Annotated in this window: 19 protein-coding genes; 13 read left to right on the top strand and 6 right to left on the bottom strand. The window is 66.1% G+C overall.

Translation table 11 applies throughout. The features are described from left to right. Nucleotides 1–219 precede the first annotated feature (219 nt). From L6D89_RS08165 to L6D89_RS08150, 4 genes are all read right to left on the bottom strand, one after another. The gene (locus tag L6D89_RS08165) at nt 220–489 is read right to left on the bottom strand and encodes a FeoC-like transcriptional regulator (protein WP_236172952.1); all 270 of its coding nucleotides are present in this window, start codon (nt 487–489) and stop codon (nt 220–222) included. Then, nucleotides 489–2783: a Fe(2+) transporter permease subunit FeoB gene (feoB, locus tag L6D89_RS08160; RefSeq protein WP_236199324.1), complete on the bottom strand. Its 2295-nt coding sequence runs from the start codon at nt 2781–2783 to the stop codon at nt 489–491. Before feoB ends, L6D89_RS08165 begins: the two co-directional genes overlap by 1 nt. Before the next feature lie 6 nt (nt 2784–2789). Continuing rightward, nucleotides 2790–3017, bottom strand: a complete 228-nt coding sequence (gene feoA, locus L6D89_RS08155) for a ferrous iron transporter A (RefSeq protein WP_024762599.1) — start codon at nt 3015–3017, stop codon at nt 2790–2792. A gap of 190 nt (nt 3018–3207) precedes the next feature. Then, nucleotides 3208–4047 (bottom strand): ATPase, encoded by an 840-nt coding sequence (locus L6D89_RS08150; protein ID WP_236172954.1) that lies wholly within the window; start codon nt 4045–4047, stop codon nt 3208–3210. Between the two features lie 254 nt (nt 4048–4301). Between L6D89_RS08150 and L6D89_RS08145 the strand changes: the two genes are divergently transcribed. After that, nucleotides 4302–4592, top strand: a complete 291-nt coding sequence (locus L6D89_RS08145) for a hypothetical protein (RefSeq protein WP_236199638.1) — start codon at nt 4302–4304, stop codon at nt 4590–4592. A 108-nt stretch (nt 4593–4700) separates the two neighbouring features. Here the strand turns inward: L6D89_RS08145 and L6D89_RS08140 are convergent, their stop codons facing one another. Further along, nucleotides 4701–5690, bottom strand: a complete 990-nt coding sequence (locus tag L6D89_RS08140; protein ID WP_236199323.1) for an NAD-dependent epimerase/dehydratase family protein — start codon at nt 5688–5690, stop codon at nt 4701–4703. Nucleotides 5691–5893: 203 nt separating this feature from the next. On the opposite strand from L6D89_RS08140, the gene L6D89_RS08135 reads away from it, so the two are divergent. Then, nucleotides 5894–6955 (top strand): saccharopine dehydrogenase family protein, encoded by a 1062-nt coding sequence (locus tag L6D89_RS08135; protein ID WP_236199322.1) that lies wholly within the window; start codon nt 5894–5896, stop codon nt 6953–6955. Here L6D89_RS08135 and L6D89_RS08130 read toward each other — a convergent pair. Continuing rightward, on the bottom strand, nt 6942–7847 hold the full coding sequence (locus L6D89_RS08130) for a LysR family transcriptional regulator ArgP (protein ID WP_236199637.1): 906 nt from the start codon (nt 7845–7847) through the stop codon (nt 6942–6944). The genes L6D89_RS08135 and L6D89_RS08130 overlap by 14 nt on opposite strands. Before the next feature lie 92 nt (nt 7848–7939). Between L6D89_RS08130 and L6D89_RS08125 the strand changes: the two genes are divergently transcribed. The 11 genes from L6D89_RS08125 to L6D89_RS08075 all read left to right on the top strand — a co-directional run bounded on the left by L6D89_RS08125 (nt 7940) and on the right by L6D89_RS08075 (nt 24161). Further along, nucleotides 7940–8362, top strand: coding sequence for an ACT domain-containing protein (locus L6D89_RS08125; RefSeq protein WP_236199321.1), 423 nt, complete (start codon nt 7940–7942; stop codon nt 8360–8362). 3 nt (nt 8363–8365) lie between these two features. Further along, nucleotides 8366–8968, top strand: a complete 603-nt coding sequence (locus L6D89_RS08120) for a LysE/ArgO family amino acid transporter (RefSeq protein WP_236172958.1) — start codon at nt 8366–8368, stop codon at nt 8966–8968. A 321-nt stretch (nt 8969–9289) separates the two neighbouring features. Next, nucleotides 9290–9871 carry a superoxide dismutase gene (locus L6D89_RS08115; RefSeq protein WP_045211147.1) on the top strand — a complete coding sequence of 194 codons (582 nt, stop codon included), beginning with the start codon at nt 9290–9292 and terminating at the stop codon, nt 9869–9871. Between the two features lie 194 nt (nt 9872–10065). Continuing rightward, a complete protein-coding gene (locus tag L6D89_RS08110; RefSeq protein ID WP_236199320.1) occupies nt 10066–12147 on the top strand; it encodes a putative bifunctional diguanylate cyclase/phosphodiesterase in 2082 nt (693 codons plus the stop codon). 298 nt (nt 12148–12445) lie between these two features. Further along, the gene (locus L6D89_RS08105) at nt 12446–13786 is read left to right on the top strand and encodes an imelysin family protein (RefSeq protein ID WP_236172960.1); all 1341 of its coding nucleotides are present in this window, start codon (nt 12446–12448) and stop codon (nt 13784–13786) included. 191 nt (nt 13787–13977) lie between these two features. Further along, complete coding sequence (locus L6D89_RS08100; protein ID WP_236199636.1) at nt 13978–15402, top strand: di-heme oxidoreductase family protein; 1425 nt, start codon at nt 13978–13980, stop codon at nt 15400–15402. A gap of 15 nt (nt 15403–15417) precedes the next feature. Continuing rightward, nucleotides 15418–16479 carry an imelysin family protein gene (locus tag L6D89_RS08095; RefSeq protein ID WP_236172961.1) on the top strand — a complete coding sequence of 354 codons (1062 nt, stop codon included), beginning with the start codon at nt 15418–15420 and terminating at the stop codon, nt 16477–16479. Nucleotides 16480–16633: 154 nt separating this feature from the next. Further along, nucleotides 16634–17728, top strand: a complete 1095-nt coding sequence (locus L6D89_RS08090; RefSeq protein WP_236199319.1) for a DUF1513 domain-containing protein — start codon at nt 16634–16636, stop codon at nt 17726–17728. 259 nt (nt 17729–17987) lie between these two features. Further along, a complete protein-coding gene (locus tag L6D89_RS08085; protein ID WP_236199318.1) occupies nt 17988–19613 on the top strand; it encodes a methyl-accepting chemotaxis protein in 1626 nt (541 codons plus the stop codon). 289 nt (nt 19614–19902) lie between these two features. Continuing rightward, nucleotides 19903–21021 carry an efflux RND transporter periplasmic adaptor subunit gene (locus L6D89_RS08080; protein ID WP_236199317.1) on the top strand — a complete coding sequence of 373 codons (1119 nt, stop codon included), beginning with the start codon at nt 19903–19905 and terminating at the stop codon, nt 21019–21021. Nucleotides 21022–21104: 83 nt separating this feature from the next. After that, complete coding sequence (locus L6D89_RS08075; RefSeq protein WP_236199316.1) at nt 21105–24161, top strand: multidrug efflux RND transporter permease subunit; 3057 nt, start codon at nt 21105–21107, stop codon at nt 24159–24161. Nucleotides 24162–24417: the final 256 nt, after the last annotated feature.

The raw sequence follows: 24417 nt of genomic DNA, 5'->3' as shown, positions 1-24417 counted from the left end.
TTACCGGCGACTCCGAGTACGCCTTTCTCACATCGCGGACAGAGTCCGCTCCTACGCTGGTCCACCCGGGGCTGTTCGCGAGCAAGCTCGCTCCTACACAAACGCGCCAGATTCTGCGTCGGAGCGCTTCGTAGGATGGGTGGAGCGCAGCGATACCCATGCTGCCGGCGCGATGCGTGATGGGTATCGCTTCGCCCCACACCATCCTACGGTCCGGAGTCAGGGGGTGATCCAGCGCAAGGGGGCGGGATCGTTGCGACTGGAAAGGCGATACCCCGTGGTCGCGCACCGCGTCGCCTCCGCGCAACCCTTGCAACTCCCGCAGGCCGCCGGTTCGGGCGCGACTTTTTCCACCACGCCCAGCGCCAGCAGCCGCTCCAGCAGCGCCTCGAGCAACGCCCTGGAAGCGCCGAGGCGCTGCGCGAGGGTCGGTACATCGGCCTCGCCCAACTCGCCCAGCAGGTTGCGCAGCGCGATTGCCGTGGCCATCAGTGGCAGCTCCCCGCCGGGGCCGCGCGCAACTCGCGCTCGCCATCCAGTTCCAGCCCACGCCGACCAATCCAGCGCAGGATCAGGAACAGTACGAGGTTGAACACCAGCACCACACCGATCGCCACCGCGCTGTACTGCGGATGTTCGGCGAAGCTGAACACCTGGTAGCAGAGGGTCGCCAGCGAGTAGGCGACGTTGAGGCCCCAGAACACCGCGAAGGTCATCCAGCCACGGCCGCTTTCCCGGGTCAGCGCGCCGAGGGTCGCTACACAGGGCACGTAGAGCAGCACGAAGACGAGGTAGCTGTAAGCGGCCAGCGGGCTGCCGAACTTGGCGGCGAAGGTGCCCATGGAGCCCTGCTCCATCTCGCCGTCGGCCATGCTCGCGGCAACCGGGTTGGCCAGCACACTGAGGCTGAAGGAGTCACGCAGGCCATCCAGCGTATCCGCCCCGGCCTGCTTCAGTTGGCCCCAGAGGTCATAGCCGTCGGCGTCGAAGGCTTCGCCCTGGATGTGCTCGGCGGTGTACAGGGTATTCAGCGTACCGACCACCACTTCCTTGGCCAGCGCGCCGGTAACCAGGCCGACCGTGGCCTGCCAGTTGTCCTCATGCACGCCCATGGGTTTGAGCAGTGGCGTGACCTTGTGGCTGAGGCTGGAGAGCGCCGAATCGGCGATGTCGCCCTGTACCGGGCGGCCGTCGAGGGTGACGCTGTTGAGGCCGCCGATCACCAGGCTGACCAGGATGATCACGGTGCCGGCGCGGACGATGAAGGCGCGCAGGCGCATCCAGGTCTGCAGCAGCAGGCTGCGCAGGTGCGGCACGTGGTACAGCGGCAGTTCCATGACGAAGGGCGAGGCTTCGCCGCGCATCAGCGTGTGCTTTAGCAGCAGCCCGGTGAGCACCGCGACGACGATACCCAGCAGGTACAGCGAGAAGATCGCCAGCGCGCCGTTCTGGCCGAAGAAGGCCGCGGCGAACACGGCGAAGATCGCCAGTCGCGCGCCGCACGACATGAACGGCGCCATCATCGAAGTCATCAGGCGCTCGCGCGGGTTGTCCAGGGTGCGGGTGCCCATGATCGACGGCACGTTGCAGCCGAAGCCGACGATCAGCGGCACGAAGGACTTGCCCGGCAGGCCGAGGGCCTGCATCAGGCGGTCCATGACGAAGGCCGCGCGGGCCATGTAGCCGGAGTCTTCCAGCAACGCGAGGAACAGGTACATCAGGCCGATCTGCGGGATCAGCGGCAGCACCGCGTTGATACCGCCGCCCAGGCCCTGCGCCAGCAGCGCAGTCAGCCAGTCCGGTGCGCCCGTGCGAGCGCCCAGCCACTGGATGCCGTCGATGAACAGCGCCGAGGAACCCTGATCGAAGATCGGCTGCAGCGCTCCCCCCAGGGTAATGGCGAAGAAGAACATCAGGTACATCACGAAGAGGAACACCGGGATACCCAGCCAGCGGTTCAGCGCGATACGGTCGAGCATCTGTGTCAGGCGATGCGGTGCTGCCTCGCGATGGTTGCTGGCGCGCTCGCAGAGTTCGCCGATCAGCCGGTAGCGCGCGTCCACCAACAGCAGTTCCGGGTCTTCGCCGCAGGCGCAGCGGATCGCGTCCCGGGCAGCCAGCAGGCTCGCCGGGTCGAGCTTGAGCTGCCGGGCGCTGTGCAGGTCGCCTTCCAGCGCCAGCAGGACCATCCAGGCGTGGGCCGGTGGCGCGTCGGCGGGCAGCAATTGGCTGATGGCGTTGCGCAGTGCAGCGGGATAGGGCACTTGCAGCGGCGGCTGTGCCGTCACGCCATCGATGGCGTCCTTCAGCGCATCGATGCCTTCGCCGCGGGTCGATACCAGCGGCACCACCGGGCAACCCAATTCCCGCGCCAGCGCCTCACGGTCGATGTTCAAGCCCTGGCTGCGGGCGATATCGAGCATGTTCAGCGCCACCACGCAGGGCAGCCCCATCTCGCGCAGTTGCACAGTGAGGTAGAGGTTGCGTTCCAGGTTGGTGGCGTCCACCACGTTGACCAGCACGTCCACTTCGCCATCGACGATGCAGCGCCGGGCGATCTGTTCGTCCAGCGAAGCCTGGGTCGACAGCGTGGTCAGCGAGTAGGTGCCGGGCAGGTCCACCAGGCGCACGTTATGGCGCGCGGTGCGGAAGTTGCCTTCCTTGCGCTCCACGGTAACGCCGGCCCAGTTGCCGACGCGCTGGCGCGAGCCGGTGAGCTGGTTGAACAGGGTGGTCTTGCCCGCATTGGGGTTGCCGATCAGGCCGATGCGCAGTTCGTCCATGCTGGATCAGTCCTGCGCTTCGAGCTGGAGAAAGGCCAGGTCGCGACGGCGCAGCACCAGGCTGCACTGGCGGGTGTCCACCTGCACCGGGTCGCCCAGCGGCGCCACGCGGCGTACCTTCAGTTCGGCGCCCGGCAGCAGCCCCATGGAGAACAGCCGCTGGCGGAAGGCGGCGCCGATCCCGGGCCGGTAGCCGGCGATGCGGTACCGGCGTTGCGCTTGAAGATCGTGCATGGGAAGCCTCCGGGCGAAAGATCGAACAAGGGGAGAATCAGAATGACTCTCATTTGTTAGCGATTATTCGCCTCGAAGCCGGCGCTGAAACTGATTCAAGACAAGAATTACCGTCACTACCCCCAAAGAGGGATGGCTAATAAAAAGCCCCCGGACCTTTCGGTGCGGGGGCTTTGCGGTTGCAGGCCGATCAGCGGGTGCTGATCTGCTGCTGGAGGTTCTGCATCTGCTGTTGCAGGGTGTTGATGTTGCGCATCACCTGGATGCGGAACACGTCGAACTCCTTGGTATCGCTGCTGGCCTGGCCCTGGCGGCCATCGACCTCGGCGCGCAGCAGCATCAGGTCATCCTGGATGCTCTTGATCGCCTGGCTCTGGTTGCCCTGCTTCTTCAGGTTGGCGATCTCGGTGTTCAGCGCCTGGATCTGCTGGTTGGCAGTGGCGAGGTCGGCCTGCACGTTCTTGAACTTGGCCTGTTCATCGGAAATGGTCTTGAGCTTGCCATCCAGCTGGGCCACCAGTTGCGCGGCATTTTCCTGTTGCGCCTTGAGGTCGTCGCTGATCTGCGCCAGGCGCTTGCCCTGGGCGCCATCGAACTCCGACAGGGAAGTCTGCTGGGCCTTGGCCTGTTCGGCCAGGCGGCCCTGCAACTGCTTGACCTGCAGCTTCAGCGCTTCGCGGTCGCTCATGCCGTTGGATTCGTTGGCAACGAACTTGCCGCGAATGTCGTCCAGGCGACCGGCGGCCTCCTCGCTGATCTTGGCGAAGCTTTCCTGGGTGGCGATCAGTTGCTGTTCCATCAGCAACAACTGCTGGTGGCTCCACCAGCCGACGCCGGCCAGGGCGATGGCCATGGCCGCGACCAGCGCCCACAGCGCACCGGTACCGCCGCCACGCTTCACCGGCTGCGGCAGCGGGCGGCCGTTGGGCTCGACCACGCGGCGCGGGTGATGACCGAACTCGTCGCGGTCGGCGGCGTCGGTGGACAGGTGGGGCACATCATCGAATTCGTCGAACGTGTCGTTACGCATGGAATGAACCTGTGGGGATAAAGCGGCGTGTTGCCTGCGCAGGGCGCAGTATATCCGTTCGCGTGACACTTCAGAGCAGCGTGCCATCACAGGGCGTCACGCACCTCGTCGGCGCATAGAAGACCCGTGCCGGAGGTCACAGTTCCCCAGACAGGCCGCCAATAGTGGCTTTGCGACATCGTGGCACGCCCCTTGCTCCCGCTCCCGTTACTTGGCGCCGCTTTGGCGCCCTTCGCGGGGGAGGAAGTCGGGTGATCGAACTCAACAAGGCCATCCTGGATTGCATGCGCGAATTGCGCCGTCGTCTGCGTGAAGAACAGGCCGTGGAAATCCAGTACCAGCAGAGCGACGCCATCGAGCGGATGCTGCGCGCCTGCGCCGCCTCCATCTGCGAGGAGACGCGCCAGATGGGCGAACGCCTCAGCCAGTTGAGCGGCGTGCAACTGCCGCGCGTGGTACAGGAGCCGAGCTTCCTGCCGATGCAGGGCGGAGGCGACCAGCAGTACTCCGGCCCGCTGCGGGGCGGTGCTCGCGCACCACGCTAGGCAGAGAATGCTCTCGTAGGAGCGGACTCCGTCCGCGATTGATCCGCATCGCGCTGGACGATATCGCGGACGAAGTCCGCTCCTACAGTTCAGCGTCGGAGCGAGCCTTTACACGCCGCGCAATCTCCACCAGTCGCAAAACTCATCCAGCGCATCCCACAGGCTGTTCTGCGGGTCGTAGTGGAGGTACTCGCGGGCGCGGGAGATATCCAGGGAGAAATCCTTGGCCATCACCGCCATGCCCAGGCGATGCAAGGTCGGCTCCGGCCGGCCGGGCAGCACCTTGCACACGCCCTCGTTGAGCAGCGCCAGGTTGTAGGCCAATCCGTAGGGCATGTGCCGCTCCACCGGCTGCATGTCGAGCCGACGCAGCACGTAGTTCACCACGTCCCACAGCGGCAGCGGCTGGCCGTTGCTGATGTTGTAGGCGTGGCCGAGCGCCTCGTCGCCGGCCATCAGGCTGGCGAACAGGGCATCGTTGAGGTTCTGGATGCTGGTGAAGTCCACCTTGTTCAGGCCCTTGCCGATGATGCGCAGGCGGCCCTTGCGGTGTGCGGCGATCATCCGCGGGAAGATGCTGGTGTCGCCGGCGCCGGTGACGAAGCGCGGGCGCAGCGCCAGCACCTCCAGGCCGAATTCCTGCGCGCCGAGGGCAACCAGTTCGGACTGGTACTTGGTCGAGCCGTAGTGGTTGGCGAAGCGCTTGGGCACCTGCTGCTCGCTGATGCACACATGGGACTGGCCATCGAAGTAGATCGACGGCGACGACAGGTGCACCAGGCGCCGCACCTTCTGTTTCAGGCACGCCTCGACGATGGACTCGGTCATCACCACGTTGGCCTGGTGGAAGTACTCATGGCTGCCCCACACACCCACCGCGCCGGCGCAATGCACCACGGCATCGACGCCGCTGCACAGCGCGCGCACCAGCGCCGGGTCCGCCAGGTCGCCGGCCATGAACTCGGCGCCGCGCGCCACCAACGGTTGCAGCGCCTCCTCGCGGCGTCCGTTCACCCGTACCGCCAGGCCCTGCTCCAGGGCGAAGCGAGCGAAACGCCCGCCAATGAACCCGCTGGCTCCGGTGACCAGAATCTTCATGCACGCCACTCCTGTTTTTATTTCCGGCGACTCTACCAGCCACCGCACGCTACCACTCTGGCCTTGCACGCCAGAAACGAATCCTTGCAGACCGCAGCCGCCCACCAGGGTTGCACGACTTGCGATCGGCGACAGGTACACGGCAGTTGCGACTACCCTAGAGGCATTCCATCGATCCTCTCTGAACCGCGCGAGGCCACAGCATGAGCAAGCCCCACTGGATGATCTACGGCGCCAACGGCTACACCGGCCGGCTGGTGGCCGAGCAGGCGCAGCGCGAGGGCCTGACACCGATCCTCGGCGCTCGCAACCCGGCCAGCCTGCATGCGCTGGGCAGTTCACTGGGACTGGAATGCCGGGTATTCGACCTGAACGACAGCGCCGCCGCCCTGGCCGCCCTGGAGGATGTCGCGGTGGTCGCCAACTGCGCCGGGCCGTTCTCCGCCACCGCCGCGCCGATGATCGAGGCCTGCATCGCCAGCGGCGCGCACTACGTCGATATCACCGGGGAAATTTCCGTCTTCGAGTACGCCCACGGCCTCGACGACGTGGCACGCACGGCGGGCGTGGTGCTCTGCCCCGGCGTCGGTTTCGACGTGATTCCCACCGACTGCGTCGCCGCCTGCCTCAAGGAAGCCATGCCTGACGCCGCGCACCTGGCGCTGGGTTTCGACAGTGGCAGCGGGCTCTCACCGGGCACCGCCAAGACCACCGTGGAAGGCATCAAGCTGGGCGGCAAGGTGCGCGAAGCCGGGCGCCTGCGCGACGTGCCGCTGGGCTACAAGCGCCGCGACATCGACTTCGGCCGCGGCCTCAAGCACGCCGTGACCATTCCCTGGGGCGACGTGGCGACCGCTTACTACTCCACCGGCATCGGCGACATCGAGGTCTACCTGCCGGTGCCGCCGGCCGCCGCCATCGGCATGCGGGTGATGGATTCCTTGCGCCCGCTGCTGGGCCGCGAGCGCGTGCAGGACTGGCTCAAGGAACAGGTGGACAAGCGCGTCCAGGGCCCTGACGAGCTGGCCCGCAGCAAGCTGCGCACCTGGGTCTGGGGTGAAGTGCGCAACGCCCGTGGCGAGCGCCGCACGGCGCGCCTGGAAACCGCCAACGGCTACGACGTGACCATCCACGGCGTGCTGTTCGCCGTGCGCCATCTGCTGGCCAACCCGAACAGCGTCGGCTACTTCACGCCGTCGAAACTCTTCGGCGCGCGCTGCATCGAGCAGTTGCCGGGCAGCGGCAGCATCGTCATTCGCGGCTGATCGGCACCATCAGCCCCGGCGCCTTCGCCAGCAGGTGCCGGGTCAGCGCGGCGAGCAGTTCGCCGCCGTTGCGCCAGTGGTGCCAATACAGCGGCACGTCGATCACCCGCCCCGGCAACATGTCCACCAGCTCACCGCGCTGCAGTTCGCCGCGCACCTGCTGCTCAGGCACCAGGCCCCAGCCCAGGCCGCCGCTGGTCATGCGTACGAAGCCCTCGGAAGACGGGCACAGGTGGTAGCTGAAGTGGCCGTCGACGCCCAGGTCCTTCAGGTAGCGATGCTGCAGTTGATCGTCGGGGCCGTAGACGATCGCCGGCGCGCGCACCAATCCCGCCGGCGTGACGCCCTTGGGAAAATGCCGGGCGATGAACTCCGGGCTGGCCAGCCCGCGATAGCGCATCGCGCCCAATGGCTCGCAGCGCCCGCCGGCCACCGGGCGCGGACTGGCGCAGACGCAGCCGGCCACCTCACCGGCGCGCATGCGCTTGAGGCCGACCTCCTGATCTTCCACCACCAGGTCCAGCAGCACGTGGCGCTCGCCGCAGAAGTCACCGACTGCGTGAGCCCACCAGGTCGCCAGGCTGTCGGCGTTGAGCGCCAGGCGCAGGCGCTCGGGCGCGGCGCCATCGTCCAGCGCGGGCACCCATTGCTGCAGGTCGCCCTCCAGCAGGCGCACCTGCTGCACGTGGTTGAGCAGGCGCTGGCCGAGATCGGTCGGCTGCGGCCGCGCCGCGCGCACCAGCACCGGTTGGCCGACCCGCGCCTCGAGCAGCTTGATGCGCTGGGAAATCGCCGACTGCGACAGCCCCAGTACCTGGGCGCCACGCTCGAAACCGCCCTGCTCCACCACGGCGGCCAGGGCGGCGAGCAGCTTGTAGTCGAACATGATCAGTTTCCCTAATGAGATATCAGCAGTATTGGTTTTTCTTATACAGGCCAAAGCCGGACAATCGCCAGCATTCCCCACTTCGGACGAATCTACCCATGGCTGGCGAAACTTCCCTGGCCGCGCTGCTGCGCGGCATGACCCCGGTGCTCAATGACGGCGAATATGTCTACTGCACCCTGCCCGACGGAAAGCTGCCCGCCGGCCTGCAGCCACTGGGCACCTTCCGCGAAAGCGAAGGGCTGACGCTGATCCTGCCGCGCGCCGAAGCCGAACAAGCCGGGCTGAGCTTCGATTACGTTGCCGCCTGGCTGACCCTCGAAGTGCACTCGGCGCTGCAGGCCGTCGGCCTCACCGCCGCCGTGGCGACTGCGCTGGCCAGGGCCGGGATCAGCTGCAACGTGGTCGCCGCCTGGTACCACGACCATCTGTTCGTCGCCCACGCCGACGGCCCGCGCGCGCTGGATGTCCTGCGCGCGCTCGCGCTCGATCCCCCCGCCCTCGATAAAGAGGGGGTCTGAATCATGTGGCAAAGCTATCTCAATGGCATCCTGGTGGCCGCCGGGCTGATCATCGCCATCGGCGCGCAGAACGCCTTCGTCCTCGCCCAGAGCCTGCGCCGCGAGCATCACCTGTCGGTGGCCGCGCTGTGCGTGGCCTGTGACGCCATCCTGGTCAGCGCCGGGGTGTTCGGCCTGGCGAAGATCCTTGCCGAGAACCCGACGCTGCTGGCCATCGCCCGCTGGGGCGGCGTCACCTTCCTGGTCTGGTACGGCCTCAAGGCGCTGCGTCGTGCAGTCGCACCCGAGGCCATGGCAGACGCAGGGGAAACCGGCCCGCGTTCGCGCCGCACCGTTCTGATGGCTGCGCTGGCGGTGACCCTGCTCAACCCCCACGTCTACCTCGACACCGTGCTGCTGATCGGCTCCCTCGGTGCCCAGCAGGCTGCCCCCGGCGCCTACGCCATGGGCGCGGCCAGTGCCTCGCTGATCTGGTTCTTCACCCTGGCCTTCGGCGCCGCGTGGCTCGCGCCCTGGCTGGCAAGGCCGGCGACGTGGCGCCTGGTGGACCTGATGGTCGCCGTGATGATGCTGGGGATGGCGGCGCAACTGGTGTTCGCCAACTGATTCAGGCCGTGCGGGAAATCAGTCCGAACCACGTTCCGTCATCCCGGTCGGTATAGAGTGAGGGCCGGGCGCCGACGCAAGCCGCCTGGCAGGGCCTTTGCCCCTACAGTTGCTGCGTGGATATGCCACAGGTCGGGTGCTATGATCCGACCTTCGCGGCGCTGACGGCCAAGGCTGTCAGACGCAACTGGCGCGCTGCCTGTCCCCTTGCGGGACGCCTTGCAGCTACGCCCGGATGCCGCGACACCTACGATACCGGCCCCGTGTACCGGTCGCGCGTTCGCCGCGCTAGCCCAGACTGAGTGAGATAGGAGAGACACCATGGCTTTCGAATTGCCTCCGCTGCCCTACGCGAAGAATGCCCTTGAGCCGCACATTTCCGCGGAGACTCTGGAATTCCACCACGACAAGCACCACAACACCTACGTCGTGAACCTGAACAACCTGGTTCCGGGTACCGAGTTCGAAGGCAAAAGCCTGGAAGACATCGTCAAGACCTCTTCCGGCGGCATCTTCAACAACGCAGCCCAGGTGTGGAACCACACCTTCTACTGGAACTGCCTGAGCCCCAACGGCGGTGGCCAGCCCACCGGCGCCCTGGCTGACGCCATCAACGCTGCCTTCGGTTCCTTCGACAAGTTCAAGGAAGAGTTCAGCAAGACCTCCATCGGCACCTTCGGCTCCGGCTGGGGCTGGCTGGTGAAGAAAGCCGACGGCTCCCTGGCCCTGGCCAGCACCATCGGCGCCGGCTGCCCGCTGACCAGCGGCGACACCCCGCTGCTGACCTGCGACGTCTGGGAACACGCCTACTACATCGACTACCGCAACCTGCGTCCGAAGTACGTCGAGGCGTTCTGGAACCTGGTCAACTGGGACTTCGTGGCCGAGCAGTTCGCTGCCTGATCGCACCCCACATGATCTGAAAGAACCCGGCCTCGTGCCGGGTTTTTTCGTTAGGGGCGCGTAACACCTTCGTGTCGGCTAACCTGAAAGGCCGGTACAGTCACGAAACACAACGATGGCCCTTTGACGTCATTGCGCCAATTGCCAATACTCAGCCCCAGTCGTTCGCCCCTGGCGAGAAACAAGGAAAGACCTTGAAACTGGATCCCCGGCACAGCCTCTCCCTCAAGCTGCTGCGTATGGTATTGCTCGCGGCCCTCGTGGTCGGGGTGGTACTCAGCTGTGCCCAGATCGTCTACGACGCCCACAAGGCCCGCCAGAACGTGCACAACGATGCCCAGCGCATCCTGGCGATGGTCCGCGACCCTTCTACCCAGGCCGTCTACAGCCTGGACCGCGACATGGCGATGCAGGTCCTCGAAGGCCTGTTCCAGCACGAAGCCGTGCGCTACGCCGCCATCGGCCACCCCGACGAACCCATGCTGGCGGAGAAATCCCGCCCGCTGCTGGACTCCTCCACCCGCTGGCTGACCGACCCGATCCTCGGCGCCGAGCAGAACTACTCCATCCGCCTTGCCGGCCGTGGCGGCTCCAACGAGTACTACGGCGACCTGAAGATCACCCTCGACACCGCGCCCTACGGCGACGACTTCGTCGCCACCTCGGTGATCATCTTCATCTCCGGCATCCTCCGCGCCATGGCCCTGAGCCTGGTGCTGTTCATGGTCTACCACTGGCTGCTGACCAAGCCGCTGTCGAAGATCATCGAGCACCTGGCCTCGATCAACCCGGACCGCCCCAGCCAGCACAAGCTGCCGATGCCCGACGGCCACGAGAAGGACGAACTGGGCCTGTGGGTGAACACCGCCAACCAGTTGCTGGCCTCCATCGAGCGCAACGGCCATTTGCGCAGGGAGGCCGAAGACAGCCTGCTGCGCATCTCCCAGTACGACTTCCTCACCGGCCTGCCCAACCGCAAGCTGCTGCAACAACGCCTGGACCAGATTCTCGAGGGCGCCTCGCGTCTGCAGCGCCGCGTCGCCGTGCTCTGCCTGGGCCTGGATGACTTCAAGGGCATCAACGAGCAGTACAGCTACCAGTTCGGCGACCAGTTGCTGATCGCCCTCGCCGACCGCCTGCGCACCCGCAGCGCGCACCTCGGCGCCCTGGCGCGGCTGGGTAGCGACCAGTTCGCCCTGGTCCAGGCCGACATCGAGCAGCCTTACGAAGCGGCGGAACTGGCCCAGCAGATCCTCGACGACCTGGAAGCGCCCTTCGAACTGGACCAGCACCTGGTACACCTGCGCGCCACCATCGGCATCACCCTGTTCCCCGAGGACGGCGAGACCACCGAGAAGCTGCTGCAGAAAGCCGAGCAGACCATGACCCTGGCCAAGAGTCGCTCGCGCAACCGCTACCAGTTCTACATCGCCAGCGTCGACAGCGAGATGCGCCGCCGCCGCGAATTGGAGAAGGACCTGCGCGAAGCCCTGGCACGCAACGAACTGCACCTCGTGTATCAACCACAGGTGGACTACCGCGATCACCGCGTGGTCGGCGTCGAGGCGCTGCTGCGCTGGCAGCACCCGACCCAGGGCTGGGTCGCGCCGGACCTGTTCATCCCGCTGGCGGAGCAGAACGGCAGCATCTTCAGCATCGGCGAATGGGTGCTCGACCAGTCCTGCCGCCAACTGCGCGAATGGCACGACCAGGGCTTCGACGACCTGCGCCTGGCGGTCAACCTGTCCACCGTGCAGTTGCGCCACAACGCCCTGCCGCGAGTGGTCAGCAACCTGTTGCAGATGCACCGCCTGCCGCCGCGTTCGCTGGAACTGGAGGTCACCGAGACCGGCCTGATGGAAGACATTTCCACCGCCGCCCAGCACCTGCTCAGCCTGCGTCGCGCCGGCGCGCTGATCGCCATCGACGACTTCGGCACCGGCTACTCGTCGCTGAGCTACCTGAAGAGCCTGCCGCTGGACAAGATCAAGATCGACAAGAGCTTCGTCCAGGACCTGCTGCTGGACGACGATGACGCCACCATCGTTCGCGCCATCATCCAGCTGGGCAAGAGCCTGGGCATGCAGGTGATCGCCGAGGGCGTGGAGACCGTCGAGCAGGAGGCCTACATCATCGCCCAGGGCTGCCATGAAGGTCAGGGCTACCTCTACAGCAAGCCGCTGCCGGCGCGCGAGCTGACGCTCTACCTCAAGCAGGCACGGCGTCTGGCCGAAGCGGCCGGCGGCAATCCGGGCGGCTCCGTCGAACGGCATTGACGGCGTAGGGCGAATGCAGCGGAACGCTTCATCCGCCATCCCCCACGCCGAATCCCCTTGTAGGAGCGAGCTTGCTCGCGAACTGCATGGCGCCGGAGCTGTTCGCGAGCAAGGACTAGGCGTCCCCCTCGATCCTACAAAGAGCTAATTCCCTGACGCTGATAGCGACTTGCTGGCCCCGTGACCGAACAGCGCCACCGATCTCTCTTTTCAAAAATGCAAATCTTTCGCATTATGTTGCGGATTTTCTTGCGCAGTCCTTTTTCGTGCGCCTCCTCTCCATGCAAAGGAACCCGTCATGACTCGTATGCCCTGGGCCACTGCCAGCCTGCTCGCCATCGCCATCTCCCTCGCCGGCTGCGGCGATGACAAGAAAGCCGAAGCCCCCGCCGCCGCCGCGCCGGCTGCCAGCACCCAGAGCACTGCCCCGGCAGCGACCGCCAAGGTCGACGAGGCCGCGGTCAAGGCCGTGGTGAAGAACTACCTGGACATCGCCGAAGCCACCTATGGCGACGCCCTGACCACCGCCAAGGCGCTGCAGACCGCCGTCGACGCGCTGATCGCCAAGCCCAGCGAAGCCACCCTGAAGGCCGCCCGCGAAGCCTGGATCGCTTCCCGCCCGTCCTACTCGCAGAGCGAAGCCTTCCGCTTCGGCAACTCGATCATCGACGACTGGGAAGGCGCGGTTAACGCCTGGCCGCTGGACGAGGGCCTGATCGACTACGTTGCCAAGGACTACCAGCACGCCGAAGGCAACGCCGGCGCCACCGCCAACATCATCGCCAACACCGAGATCCAGGTCGGCGAAGACAAGATCGACGTCAAGGAAATCACCGGCGAGAAGCTCAAGGGCCTGAACGAGCTGGGCGGTTCCGAAGCCAACGTCGCCACCGGCTACCACGCCATCGAATTCCTCCTCTGGGGCCAGGACCTGAACGGCACCAAGCCGGGCGCCGGCGATCGCAAGTACACCGACTACGCCCAGGGCAAGGACTGCACCAACGGTCATTGCGACCGTCGCGCTGCCTACCTGAAGGCCGCCACCGACCTGCTGGTCGCTGACCTGGAAGAAATGGTCGGCAACTTCAAGTCCGGCGTTGCCGACAACTACCGCGCCAAGGTCGAGGCCGACACCGCCGAGAACAACCTGCGCAAGATGTTCTTCGGCATGGGCTCCCTGTCCCTCGGCGAGCTGGCCGGCGAGCGCATGAAGGTCGCGCTGGAAGCCAACTCCACCGAAGACGAGCACGACTGCTTCAGCGACAACACCCACAACACCCTGTTCTTCAACGCCAAGTCGATCCGCAACATCTACCTGGGCGAGTACAAGCGCACCGACGGCAGCGTCGTGAAGGGCCCGAGCCTGTCCGACCTGGTCGCCAAGGCTGACGCCGCCGCCGATACCGACCTGAAGAATGACCTGGCCAACACCGAAGCCAAGATGCAGGTCATCGTCGACCGTGCCGAGAAGGACGGTGTGCACTTCGACCAGATGATCGCTCCGGAAGACAAGGACGATCAGCAGAAGATCCGCGACGCCATCGCCTCGCTGGTCAAGCAGACCGGCGCCATCGAGAAGGCCGCCACCGCGGTCGGCGTGCAGGACCTGAAGCCGGACAACGCCGATCACCAGTTCTGATCCGCGCGTCCTGAGGTGACTGCGGCTCCTGGCCGCAGCTACTCAAGTGGCAAAGGCAAAGCGCCGCACTGCGGGGCTTTGTCGTTTCCGGGCGGCAAACGATGTCGTTCTCAAATACAAATTTTTCATATTTGCATTTGAAGCCCCTGATAACATGGCGCGCTGCCATGTCACCGCTCTGGAACCCGTCGATGCTCCACCGCCGTACCGCCCTGCACCTCGTGCCGCTGCTGTCCGCCCTCGCCCTTGCCGCGTGCAAGCCGGAGACCTCCCAGCACGCCGTGGCCGAGCCCGGCGAAGCACTTTCCGGCGGCGCCACCACGGTCAGACAGAGCGACCGCAACGCCTATTCCATGCCCTCGGCCAACCTCACGCCGAGCCGCCGCCTGGACTTCGCCGTGGGCAACAGCTTCTTCCGCAATCCCTGGGTGATCGCACCGACCACCACCACCGCGCGCGACGGCCTCGGCCCGCTGTTCAACACCAACGCCTGCCAGAACTGCCACATCAAGGACGGCCGCGGCCATCCGCCGGAGTTGAACGACGTCAACGCCGTGTCGATGCTGGTACGCCTGTCGATCCCCGCCGGCTCTGCCGACGTCGAAACCATCAAGCGCCTGGGCGTGGTGCCCGAGCCGGTGTACGGCGGCCAGTTCCAGGACTCGGCGATCCCCGGCGTGGCGCCCGAAGGCAAGGTCCGCGTGGAATACGATGCGGTGCCGGTGACCTTCAAGGACGGCACCGTGGTCGAGCTGCGCAAACCCAAGCTGCGCATCAGCGACCTGGGCTACGGCCCGATGCACCCGGACACGATGTTCTCCGCGCGCATCGCCCCGCCGATGATCGGCCTGGGCCTGCTGGAGTCCATCAGCGAAGCGGATATCCTCGCCAACGCCGAGCGGCAGGCCAAAGGCAACGACGGCATCCATGGCCGACCGAACCGCGTCTGGGACGATGCCACGCAGCAGACCGTGCTCGGCCGCTTCGGCTGGAAGGCCGGGCAGCCCAACGTCGCCCAGCAGAACGCCCACGCCTTCTCCGGTGACATGGGCCTGACCAGCGATTTGCTGCCCAGCGACGACTGCACGGCGGCGCAGACCGACTGCAAGAACGCCATCGACGGCGGCCAGCCGGAAGTCAGCCAGCACATCTTCAACCAGGTCGCCTTCTACGCCCGCAACCTCGCGGTGCCGGCGCGGCGCAAAGTCGACGACCCACAGGTGCTGACCGGCAAGGGGCTGTTCTTCGACTCCGGCTGCGCCAGTTGCCACACCCCCAAATTCACCACCGGGCCGAACGCCGCCGAGCCCGAGCTGGCCAACCAGCTCATCCGCCCCTACAGCGACCTGCTGCTGCATGACATGGGCGAGGGACTAGCGGACAATCGCCCGGAATTTCTCGCCAGCGGCCGCGATTGGCGCACGGCGCCGCTGTGGGGCATCGGCCTGACCGAGACGGTCAACGGCCACACCCAGTTCCTGCATGACGGCCGCGCCCGCAACCTGCTCGAAGCCGTGCTCTGGCATGGCGGCGAAGCCGAAGCGGCGAAGCAACGCGTACTGAACTTCGACGCCGGGCAGCGCGATGCCCTGCTGGCGTTCTTGAACTCACTCTAAGGAGCCGAGCCCACCATGTTCCGCCCCCGACTTCTGATCACCAGCCTCGCCATCGCCCTGGGCGCCTGCTCGCCCACCGACCCGCAGGCGACCACCAGCGCCACGCTGGCCCAGCAGGTGATCCTGCCGACCTACAGCCGCTGGGTCGACGCCGACCGCGCGCTGGCCGCCAGCGCCCTGGCCTATTGCCAGGGCAAGGAAGACCTGACCAAGGCGCGCGCCGACTTCATGGCCGCGCAGAAGGCCTGGGCCGAACTGCAGCCGCTGCTGGTCGGCCCGCTGGCCGAAGGCAACCGTTCCTGGCAGGTGCAGTTCTGGCCGGACAAGAAGAACCTCGTGGCACGCCAGGTCGAGCAACTGCTCAACAGCGGCAACGCGATTTCCCCGGCGACCCTGGATAAGTCCAGCGTCGTGGTCCAGGGCCTGACCGCCTACGAGTACATCCTCTACGACGCCAGGATCGACCTCGCCAACGCCGAGACCAAGGCGCGCTACTGCCCGCTGCTGGAAGCCATCGGCAGCCACCAGCAGGCCCTGGCGGAGAGCATCCTGGCGCAGTGGAAGCAGGACGGCGGCATGCTCGCCCAGCTCTCCAAGTTCCCTAACGAGCGCTACGCCGATGCCCACGAGGCCATCGCCGAGCTGCTGCGCGTGCAGGTCACCGCGCTGGACATGCTGAAGAAGAAGCTCGGCACCCCGCTGGGTCGCCAGAGCAAGGGCATTCCGCAGCCGTTCCAGGCCGAAGGTTGGCGCAGCGACATGTCGCTGGCGAGCCTGGACTCCAGCCTGACCGGCGCCCAGGCGCTGTGGGACGGCACCGACAAGAAGGGCCTGCGCGCCCTGCTGCCGGCCGAGCAGAAAGAGCTGGCCGGCAAGATCGACGCGGCCTATGCCGACGTTCACGGCAAGCTGAAGGCGATCAACCAGCCACTCAGCGAATTGCTGAAGGACGAGGCTGGCCTCAAGCAGTTGAACGAACTGTACGACAGCCTCAACGTCGTCCACCGCCTGCACGAAGGCGACCTGGCGAAAGCCCTCGGCGTACAGCTGGGGTTCAACGCCAACGACGGGGATTGATTCGATCTGCTGCGCGTCGGCTACGGGTCGTTGGAAATGATGCGTCGGATTGCTCATTGGCTGGAGCCAACTCCGCATTCGCCGCACCTTTCCGCCTAACCTGGCTCTAGCTCGCAAGACCGATGGACTAAGAGAAGTGATAGAGGTGAACGCCATGTTGCGACGTCACGTGATCGGCCTGGGCAGCCTGCTGCTCGGTGCCCTGACCTTCGGCGGCTGGACGCTGTCACGCAAGGGCAAGGAGCCCCTGGTGCTGTCCGCCCGTGACGACGCGGATGGCAAGCACTACGCCGTGGGCTATCGCCTGGATGGCAGTTGCGCCTTCGCCACCGAAGTCGGCCTGCGCTGCCACGACGTGGTGCAGCATCCGGAGCTGCCACTGGCGTTGTTCGTCGCCCGGCGCCCCGGCCGGCAGAGCTACCTGATCGACCTGAACGAGGGCCGCCTGCTGCAGACCCTCGAATCGCAGGCCGACCGCCACTTCTACGGCCACGGCGTGTGGCACAAGGACGGCGAGTGGCTCTATGCCACCGAGAACGACACCACCGATCCGGGCCGCGGCATGCTCGGCGTGTACCGCTTCGACGGTGAGCGCCTGAGCCACACCGGCGAGGTCTCCACCCATGGCCTCGGCCCGCATCAGGTGTCCTGGATGCCCGACGGCGAGACCCTGGTGGTGGCCAACGGCGGCATCCGCACCGAAGCCGAAAGCCGCGTGGAAATGAACCTCGACGCCATGGAACCGAGCCTGGTGCTGATGCGCCGCGACGGCTCGCTGATCTCCAAGGAAACCCTGCCGCAGCAGATGAACAGCGTGCGCCACCTGGCGATCGCCAAGGACGGCACCATCGTCGCCGGCCAGCAATACATGGGCGATGCCCACGACCGCGCCGACCTGCTCGCCATCAAGCGCCCCGGCCAGCCCTTCGCAGCCTTCCCGCTGGCAGACGAACAGCGCCTGGCGATGACCCAGTACACCGCCAGCGTCGCCATCCATGACAAGCTGCGCCTGGTCGCCCTGACTGCTCCGCGCGGCAACCGCTTCTTCATCTGGGACCTGGACACCGGCGCCGTGCGCCTGGACGCGCCGCTACCCGATTGCGCCGGCGTTGGCGCGGTGAAGGACGGTTTCGTCGTCACCTCCGGACAGGGCCGCTGCCGCGTCTATGACTGCCGCAACGAGCGCATCGCCGGCACGCCGCTGGACCTGCCCCCGGCCTTCTGGGACAACCACCTGCACCTGGCCTGAGCTGCGGCCACGAAATAACCGGCGAACGCAGGAGCGGACTTTGTCCGCGATGTGCCACGCCGACGCTCGGAGCCGCCGGGAAACGATCGCGGACGGAGTCCGCTGCTACGTGATCCTCAACCTCATGGTATCAAGCGGAACGCCCGTCCCAGAGCGCTCCAAAGCCCTACCGCTCATCTGCTCGGCCTCACAAACGCGGGCTCCCGGCCGATGCAAAGACTGACCGATTCCCACCTTGCGTCTTAGAGGCGTACCCACGATGTCCCCCAACACTTCCTTGCGTACCCAGATCCTTTCGCTGCTGGGCGGCAGCCTGCTGCTCGTGCTGCTGATCGCCCTCGCCTGCTTCCACTTCCTCTCCGGCAGCGTCGGCGCCTACCAGCGCCTGCTCGACGGCCCGCTGCAGTCCTCGCAACTGGTCGACCAGGCCAACCTGGCCTTCAAGATCCAGGTGCAGGAGTGGAAGAACGTCCTGCTGCGCGGCCAGCAACCGGCCGACCTGAACAAGTACTGGGGCCAGTTCGAGGATCAGGAGCGCGCCGTGCAGGACGTGCTCGGCCGCCTGCAACAGAACGCCAGCGACGACCCGCAACTCAAGGCCCAGGTAACGCGTCTGCGCGATGAGCACCGCCAGCTCGGCCAGGCCTACCGCAAAGGCCGCGACGCCTACCTTGCCGCCGGCAGCGACCCGCGCGCCGGTGACGCCGCCGTGAAGGGTATCGACCGCGCTGCCAGCGAGCAGATGGCCGCCCTGGTGGACGGCTTGCACCGCGATGCCCAGGAGGAAGCCGGGAGCATTTCCGCCAGCGCCCACAGCACCGTGATCAGCGGCAGCCTGATCCTGCTGGTTTCCGGCCTGGTGCTGGGCCTGCTCAGCCTGTGGCTGGTCAACCGCAACCTGATCGGCCCGATCGCCCGCCTGATCGAACACATCGCCCAACTCAGCGAAGGCAACTTCGGCGAGCGAGTCGACGCCACCCGCCGCGACGAACTGGGCCGCCTTGCCCGCGCCGCCAACACCCTGCGCGACTTCCTGGCCGAGACCTTCACCCGCCTAAAGCACAGCACCACCGAGCTGGACACCGCCAGCGGCGAACTGAACGCCATCGCCACCCTGATGGCCGAAGGCACCCGCGAGCAGTTCTCGCGCACCGACCAGGTGGCCACAGCGATGCACGAGATGTCCGCCACCGCCCAGGAAGTCGCGCGCCACGCCTCCGACGCCGCGCGCGCCGCCGATGATGCCGACCAGCACGCCCAGCAAGGCGGCGAAGTGATGAAGACCACCATCGTCACCATCACCGAGATGAGCAACGAGATCGCCAACACCGCCGAAGTCATCCGCCGCCTGGAAAGCGACAGCGGGCGCATCGGCAAGGTACTCGAAGTGATCCGCGGCATCGCCGACCAGACCAACCTGCTGGCCCTCAACGCCGCCATCGAGGCCGCCCGCGCCGGTGAAGCCGGCCGGGGTTTCGCCGTGGTCGCCGACGAAGTCCGCACCCTGGCCCAGCGCACCGCCGAATCCACCGCCGAGATCCACCAGATCATCGACACCGTGCAGACCGGCTCGGTGAACGCCCTGCGCGCCATCGAAAATGGCCAGACCCGCAGTGAGCAGGGCGTGGAGCGCGTCACCCAGGCCGGCGAAGTACTGCGCAGCATCACCCTGGCCGTGGAGGCAATCCGCGACATGAACCGCCAGATCGCCACCGCTGCCGAGGAACAGACCTCGGTCGCCGAGGACATCTCACGCAACCTCACCGAGATCACTGCCATCGGCGCCACCAACGAGGAAAACGTGGTGCGCACCCAGGGCGCCAGCCGCCACTTGCACGGCCTCTCCGGCGAGATCGCCGAGGTCACCCGCAAGCTCAGCGCCTGACCCGTTGTGGCCACACGGAAGTGGCCCCTCCCGTGGTACTTCCTGCTGCACCGATTCAGCGCCTATTTCTCGTAATCCCTTCAAAACCTGTGGGAAACGTCTTGTAAACGCAGACCTTTGACTCACCTTCGAAGTAGGAATAAGGTGCGCAATTCCGCCCCGCAACGGGGCGTCCCACGTATCGGCTTCAGAGCCTGATCGACATCTGCGCGAACGGAAGGCCGCCCGGCAAATAGTGGGCGAGCGATCGCGCTCGATAGCTGCCAGGCACGTACCAAGGAACAGGAAGATGTTGCGCCGCATGCTGATCATGCTGGGCGTAGTTGCCGTCATCGTTGCGGTGCTCGCCGGCTCGAAATACCTCTCCATCACCAAACAGATCGCCATGTTCTCGGCTCCCCGCCCGCCGGTGAGCGTGAACGCGACCCTGGCCGAAGAACGCGACTGGCAGAGCCGCCTGGCGGCCATCGGCACCCTGCGCGCCATCCAGGGCGTAACCCTGACTGCGGAAGTCTCCGGCACGGTGAGTGCCGTGCAGTTCGTCTCCGGCGACAAGGTCAAGGTCGGCCAGCCGGTCGTGCAACTGGAATCCGACGTCGAGCAGGCTACCCTGCGCACCGCCGAGGCAGACCTCGGGCTGGCCCAGGTCGAGTACGAGCGCGGCAAGAGCCTGGTGGGCCGCCAGGCTATTTCCAAGAGCGAGTACGACCGCCTCGCCGCGCAGTTGAATCGCTCCACTGCCACCGTTGCGCAGCTCAAGGCGGCGCTGGCGAAGAAGCGCATCCTCGCGCCCTTCTCCGGCACCATCGGCATCCGTCAGGTAGACGTGGGCGACTACGTTTCCCCCGGCACCGAGATCGTCACCCTGCAGGACCTTTCCACCCTGCAGGTGGACTTCTTCCTGCCCGAACAGGACTTCCCGCTGCTCAAGCGCGGGCAGAAGGTCGTGGTGCGCGTGGCAGCCTATCCAGGCCAGAGCTTCGACGCGCAGATCGACGCCATCAGCCCACGGGTGGACAACCAGACGCGCAACCTGCTGGTTCGCGCCAGCATGGCCAACCCGGACGGCAAGCTGCTGCCGGGCATGTTCGCCAACCTGGAAGTGCAGCTGCCCGACAGCGCGCCGCGGGTGATCGTCCCGGAAACCGCCGTGGCCTTCACCCTGTACGGCAACTCGGTGTACGTCGTGGTACCGCACAAGCCCAAGGACGGCGAGAAAGCCGAAGAAGCCAAGGCCGATGACGCGCCGAAGCTGGACGTCGAACGCCGCTTCGTGAAGACCGGCGAGCGCCGCGAAGGCAACGTGGTGATCCTCGAGGGCCTGAAGGCCGGCGAAGAGGTCGTGACCTCCGGCCAGCTCAAGCTGGACAACGGTACCGCCGTGGCCATCGTCAAGGACCCGCAGTAATCGCATAGCCGGCGCGTCGCTCGATGCTGCGCGCCAACAGACCCCGCCGTCGTCCGGCAGGGTCCGCATTAAAGGATTGAGCTATGTTCACCGATCCCTTTATCCGTCGCCCCGTGCTGGCGACCGTGGTCAGCCTGCTGATCGTCCTGCTCGGTATGCAGGCCTTCAGCAAGCTGGTGATCCGCGAATATCCGCAGATGGAAAACGCGCTGATCACCGTCACCACCTTCTATGCCGGCGCCAACGCCGAGACCATCCAGGGCTACATCACCCAGCCGCTGCAGCAGAGCCTGGCCAGCGCCGAAGGCATCGACTACATGACCTCGGTGAGCCGGCAGAACTACTCGGTGATCTCGATCTACGCGCACATCGGCGCCAACACCGATCGCCTGGTCACCGAGTTGCTGTCGAAGATCGGCGAGGTGAAGACCCAGCTGCCGCCGGATGCCGAAGACCCGATCCTCGACAAGGAAGCGGCCGACGCCTCGGCGCTGATGTACATCAGCTTCTTCAGCGAGCAGATGAACAACCCGCAGATCACCGACTACCTGTCGCGGGTGATCCAGCCCAAGCTCGCCACCCTGCCGGGCATCGCCGAGGCCGAGATCCTCGGCAACCAGGTCTTCGCCATGCGCCTGTGGCTCGACCCGGTGAAGATGGCCGCCTACGGCATCACCGCCGGCGACGTGGCCAGCGCGGTGCGCGAGTACAACTTCCTCTCCGCCGCCGGTGAGGTGAAGGGCGAGCTGGTGGTCACCTCGGTAAACGCCTCCACCGACCTGAAATCCCCGGAAGCCTTCGCCGCCATCCCGCTGAAGACCGCGGGTGACCGCCGCGTGCTGATGGGCGACGTCGCGCGTATCGAACTGGGTGCGGCAAGCTATGACGCGGTCAGTTCGTTCAACGGCATCCCGTCGGTATACATCGGCATCAAGGGCACGCCCAGCTCCAACCCGCTGGATGTGATCAAGGAAGTCCGCGCGAAGATGCCGGAGCTGGAAGAGCAGCTGCCGCCGGGCCTGAAAGTCTCCATCGCCTACGACGCCACGCGCTTCATCCAGGCGTCCATCGACGAGGTGGTGAAGACCCTGGCCGAGGCGATCCTGATCGTCATCGTCGTGGTGTTCCTGTTCCTCGGCGCGTTCCGCTCGGTGATCATCCCGGTGGTGACCATCCCGCTGTCGATGATCGGCGTGCTGTTCTTCATGCAGATGATGGGCTACTCGATCAACCTGCTGACGCTGCTGGCGATGGTGCTCGCCATCGGCCTGGTGGTAGACGACGCCATCGTGGTGGTGGAGAACATCCACCGGCACATCGAGGAGGGCAAATCGCCGTTCCAGGGCGCCATCGAGGGCGCGCGGGAAATCGCCGTGCCGGTGGTGACCATGACCATCACCCTGGCCGCCGTGTACGCGCCCATCGGTTTCCTCAGCGGCCTGACCGGCGCGCTGTTCAAGGAGTTCGCCTTCACCCTGGCCGGTGCCGTGACCATCTCCGGCATCGTCGCCCTGACGCTGTCGCCGATGATGTGCTCGCGCCTGCTGCGCCACGACGAAAACCCCAGCGGCCTGGCCCATCGCCTGGACCTGATCTTCGAGGGTCTCAAGCAGCGTTATCAGCGCGCCCTGCACGGCACGCTGAACAGCCGTCCGGTGGTGATCGTCTTCGCCCTGCTGGTGCTGGCGATCATCCCGCTGCTGATGATGTTCACCCACAAGGAACTGGCGCCGGAGGAAGACCAGGGCATCGTCTTCATCATGGCCAGTGCGCCGCAGACGGCGAACCTGGACTACCTGTCGAAGTACACCGCCGAGTTCGAGGGCATCTTCCGCAAGTTCCCCGAGTACTATTCGGCGTTCCAGATCAACGGCTACAACGGCGTGCAGACCGGCATCGGCGGCATGCTGCTCAAGCCCTGGGACGAACGCGAGCGCAGCCAGATGGAACTGCTGCGCGCGGTACAGGGCGAGCTGGACAAGATCCCCGGCCTGCAGATCTTCGGCTTCAACCTGCCGTCGCTGCCGGGCACCGGCGAGGGCCTGCCGTTCCAGTTCGTGATCAACACCGCCAGCGACTACCAGTCGCTGCTGCAGGTGGCCGAGCGGGTGAAGAAGCGCGCGGAGGAATCGGGCAAGTTCGCCTTCCTCGACCTCGATCTGGCCTTCGACAAGCCCGAGCTGGTGGTCGACATCGATCGCGCCAAGGCCGCGCAGATGGGCGTGAGCATGCAGGACCTCGGCGTGTCCCTGGGCGCGCTGCTGGGTGAGGGCGAGATCAACCGCTTCACCATCGACGGGCGCAGCTACAAGGTAATCGCCCAGGTCGAGCGCGCCTTCCGCGACAACCCCAGCTGGCTGAACAATTACTACGTGAAGAGCCAGAGCGGCCAGTTGATCTCGCTATCGACCCTGGTGACCTTCCACGAGCGCGCGCGCCCGCGCCAGCTCAACCAGTTCCAGCAGTTGAACTCGGCGATCATCTCCGGCGTGCCGATGGTCAGCATGGGCGAGGCCATCGAGACGGTGCGTGGTTTTGCCGAAGAGGAATCGCCGCGCGGCTTCTCCTTCGACTACGCCGGCGCCTCGCGGCAGTTCGTGCAGGAAGGCAGCGCGCTGATGATCACCTTCGCCCTGGCGCTGGCAGTGATCTTCCTGGTGCTGGCGGCACAGTTCGAGAGCTTCCGCGACCCGCTGGTGATCATGGTCACGGTGCCGCTGTCGATCTGTGGTGCGCTGATCCCGCTGTTCCTCGGCCTGTCGAGCCTGAACATCTACACCCAGGTGGGCCTGGTGACGCTGATCGGGCTGATCAGCAAGCACGGCATCCTCATCGTCGAGTTCGCCAACCAGTTGCGCCACGAGCGCGGCCTGTCGGTGCGCGAGGCGGTGGAGGAAGCCGCGGCGATCCGCCTGCGCCCGGTGCTGATGACCACCGCGGCGATGGTGCTGGGCGTGACGCCGCTGCTGTTCGCCAGCGGCGCCGGCGCGGTGAGCCGCTTCGACATCGGCGTGGTGATCGCCACCGGCATGAGCGTCGGTACGCTGTTCACCCTGTTCGTGCTGCCCTGCGTGTACACGCTGCTGGCCAAGCCGGACAAGAAACCTGCTGCAGCCGGCGCGCCAGCCACGGCGCACTGAAGGAAAAAGCCCCGCAACTGCGGGGCTTTTTTATCCCTGATCAATCCATGCGCCAGGCCCTTGTAGGAGCGAGCTTGCTCGCGAACCGCCGGATGCCAATGCCCCAGGCGAAACCGCGTTCGCGAGCAAGCTCGCTCCTACAGGTCAGCCCGTGGTGCCTGGCGATTTTCCCGACCAATGCCAATGCAACGCCCCCGCCGTGATTCCCTGTCGCGCGGGGCCAATCGTGGACGGAGTCCGCTGCGACAACAGCCTG

The sequence above is a fragment of the Pseudomonas pseudonitroreducens genome (assembly GCF_021603645.1).
Classification (GTDB): Bacteria; Pseudomonadota; Gammaproteobacteria; order Pseudomonadales; family Pseudomonadaceae; genus Pseudomonas; species Pseudomonas pseudonitroreducens.
This window is presented reverse-complemented; position numbering and strand designations above follow the sequence as displayed.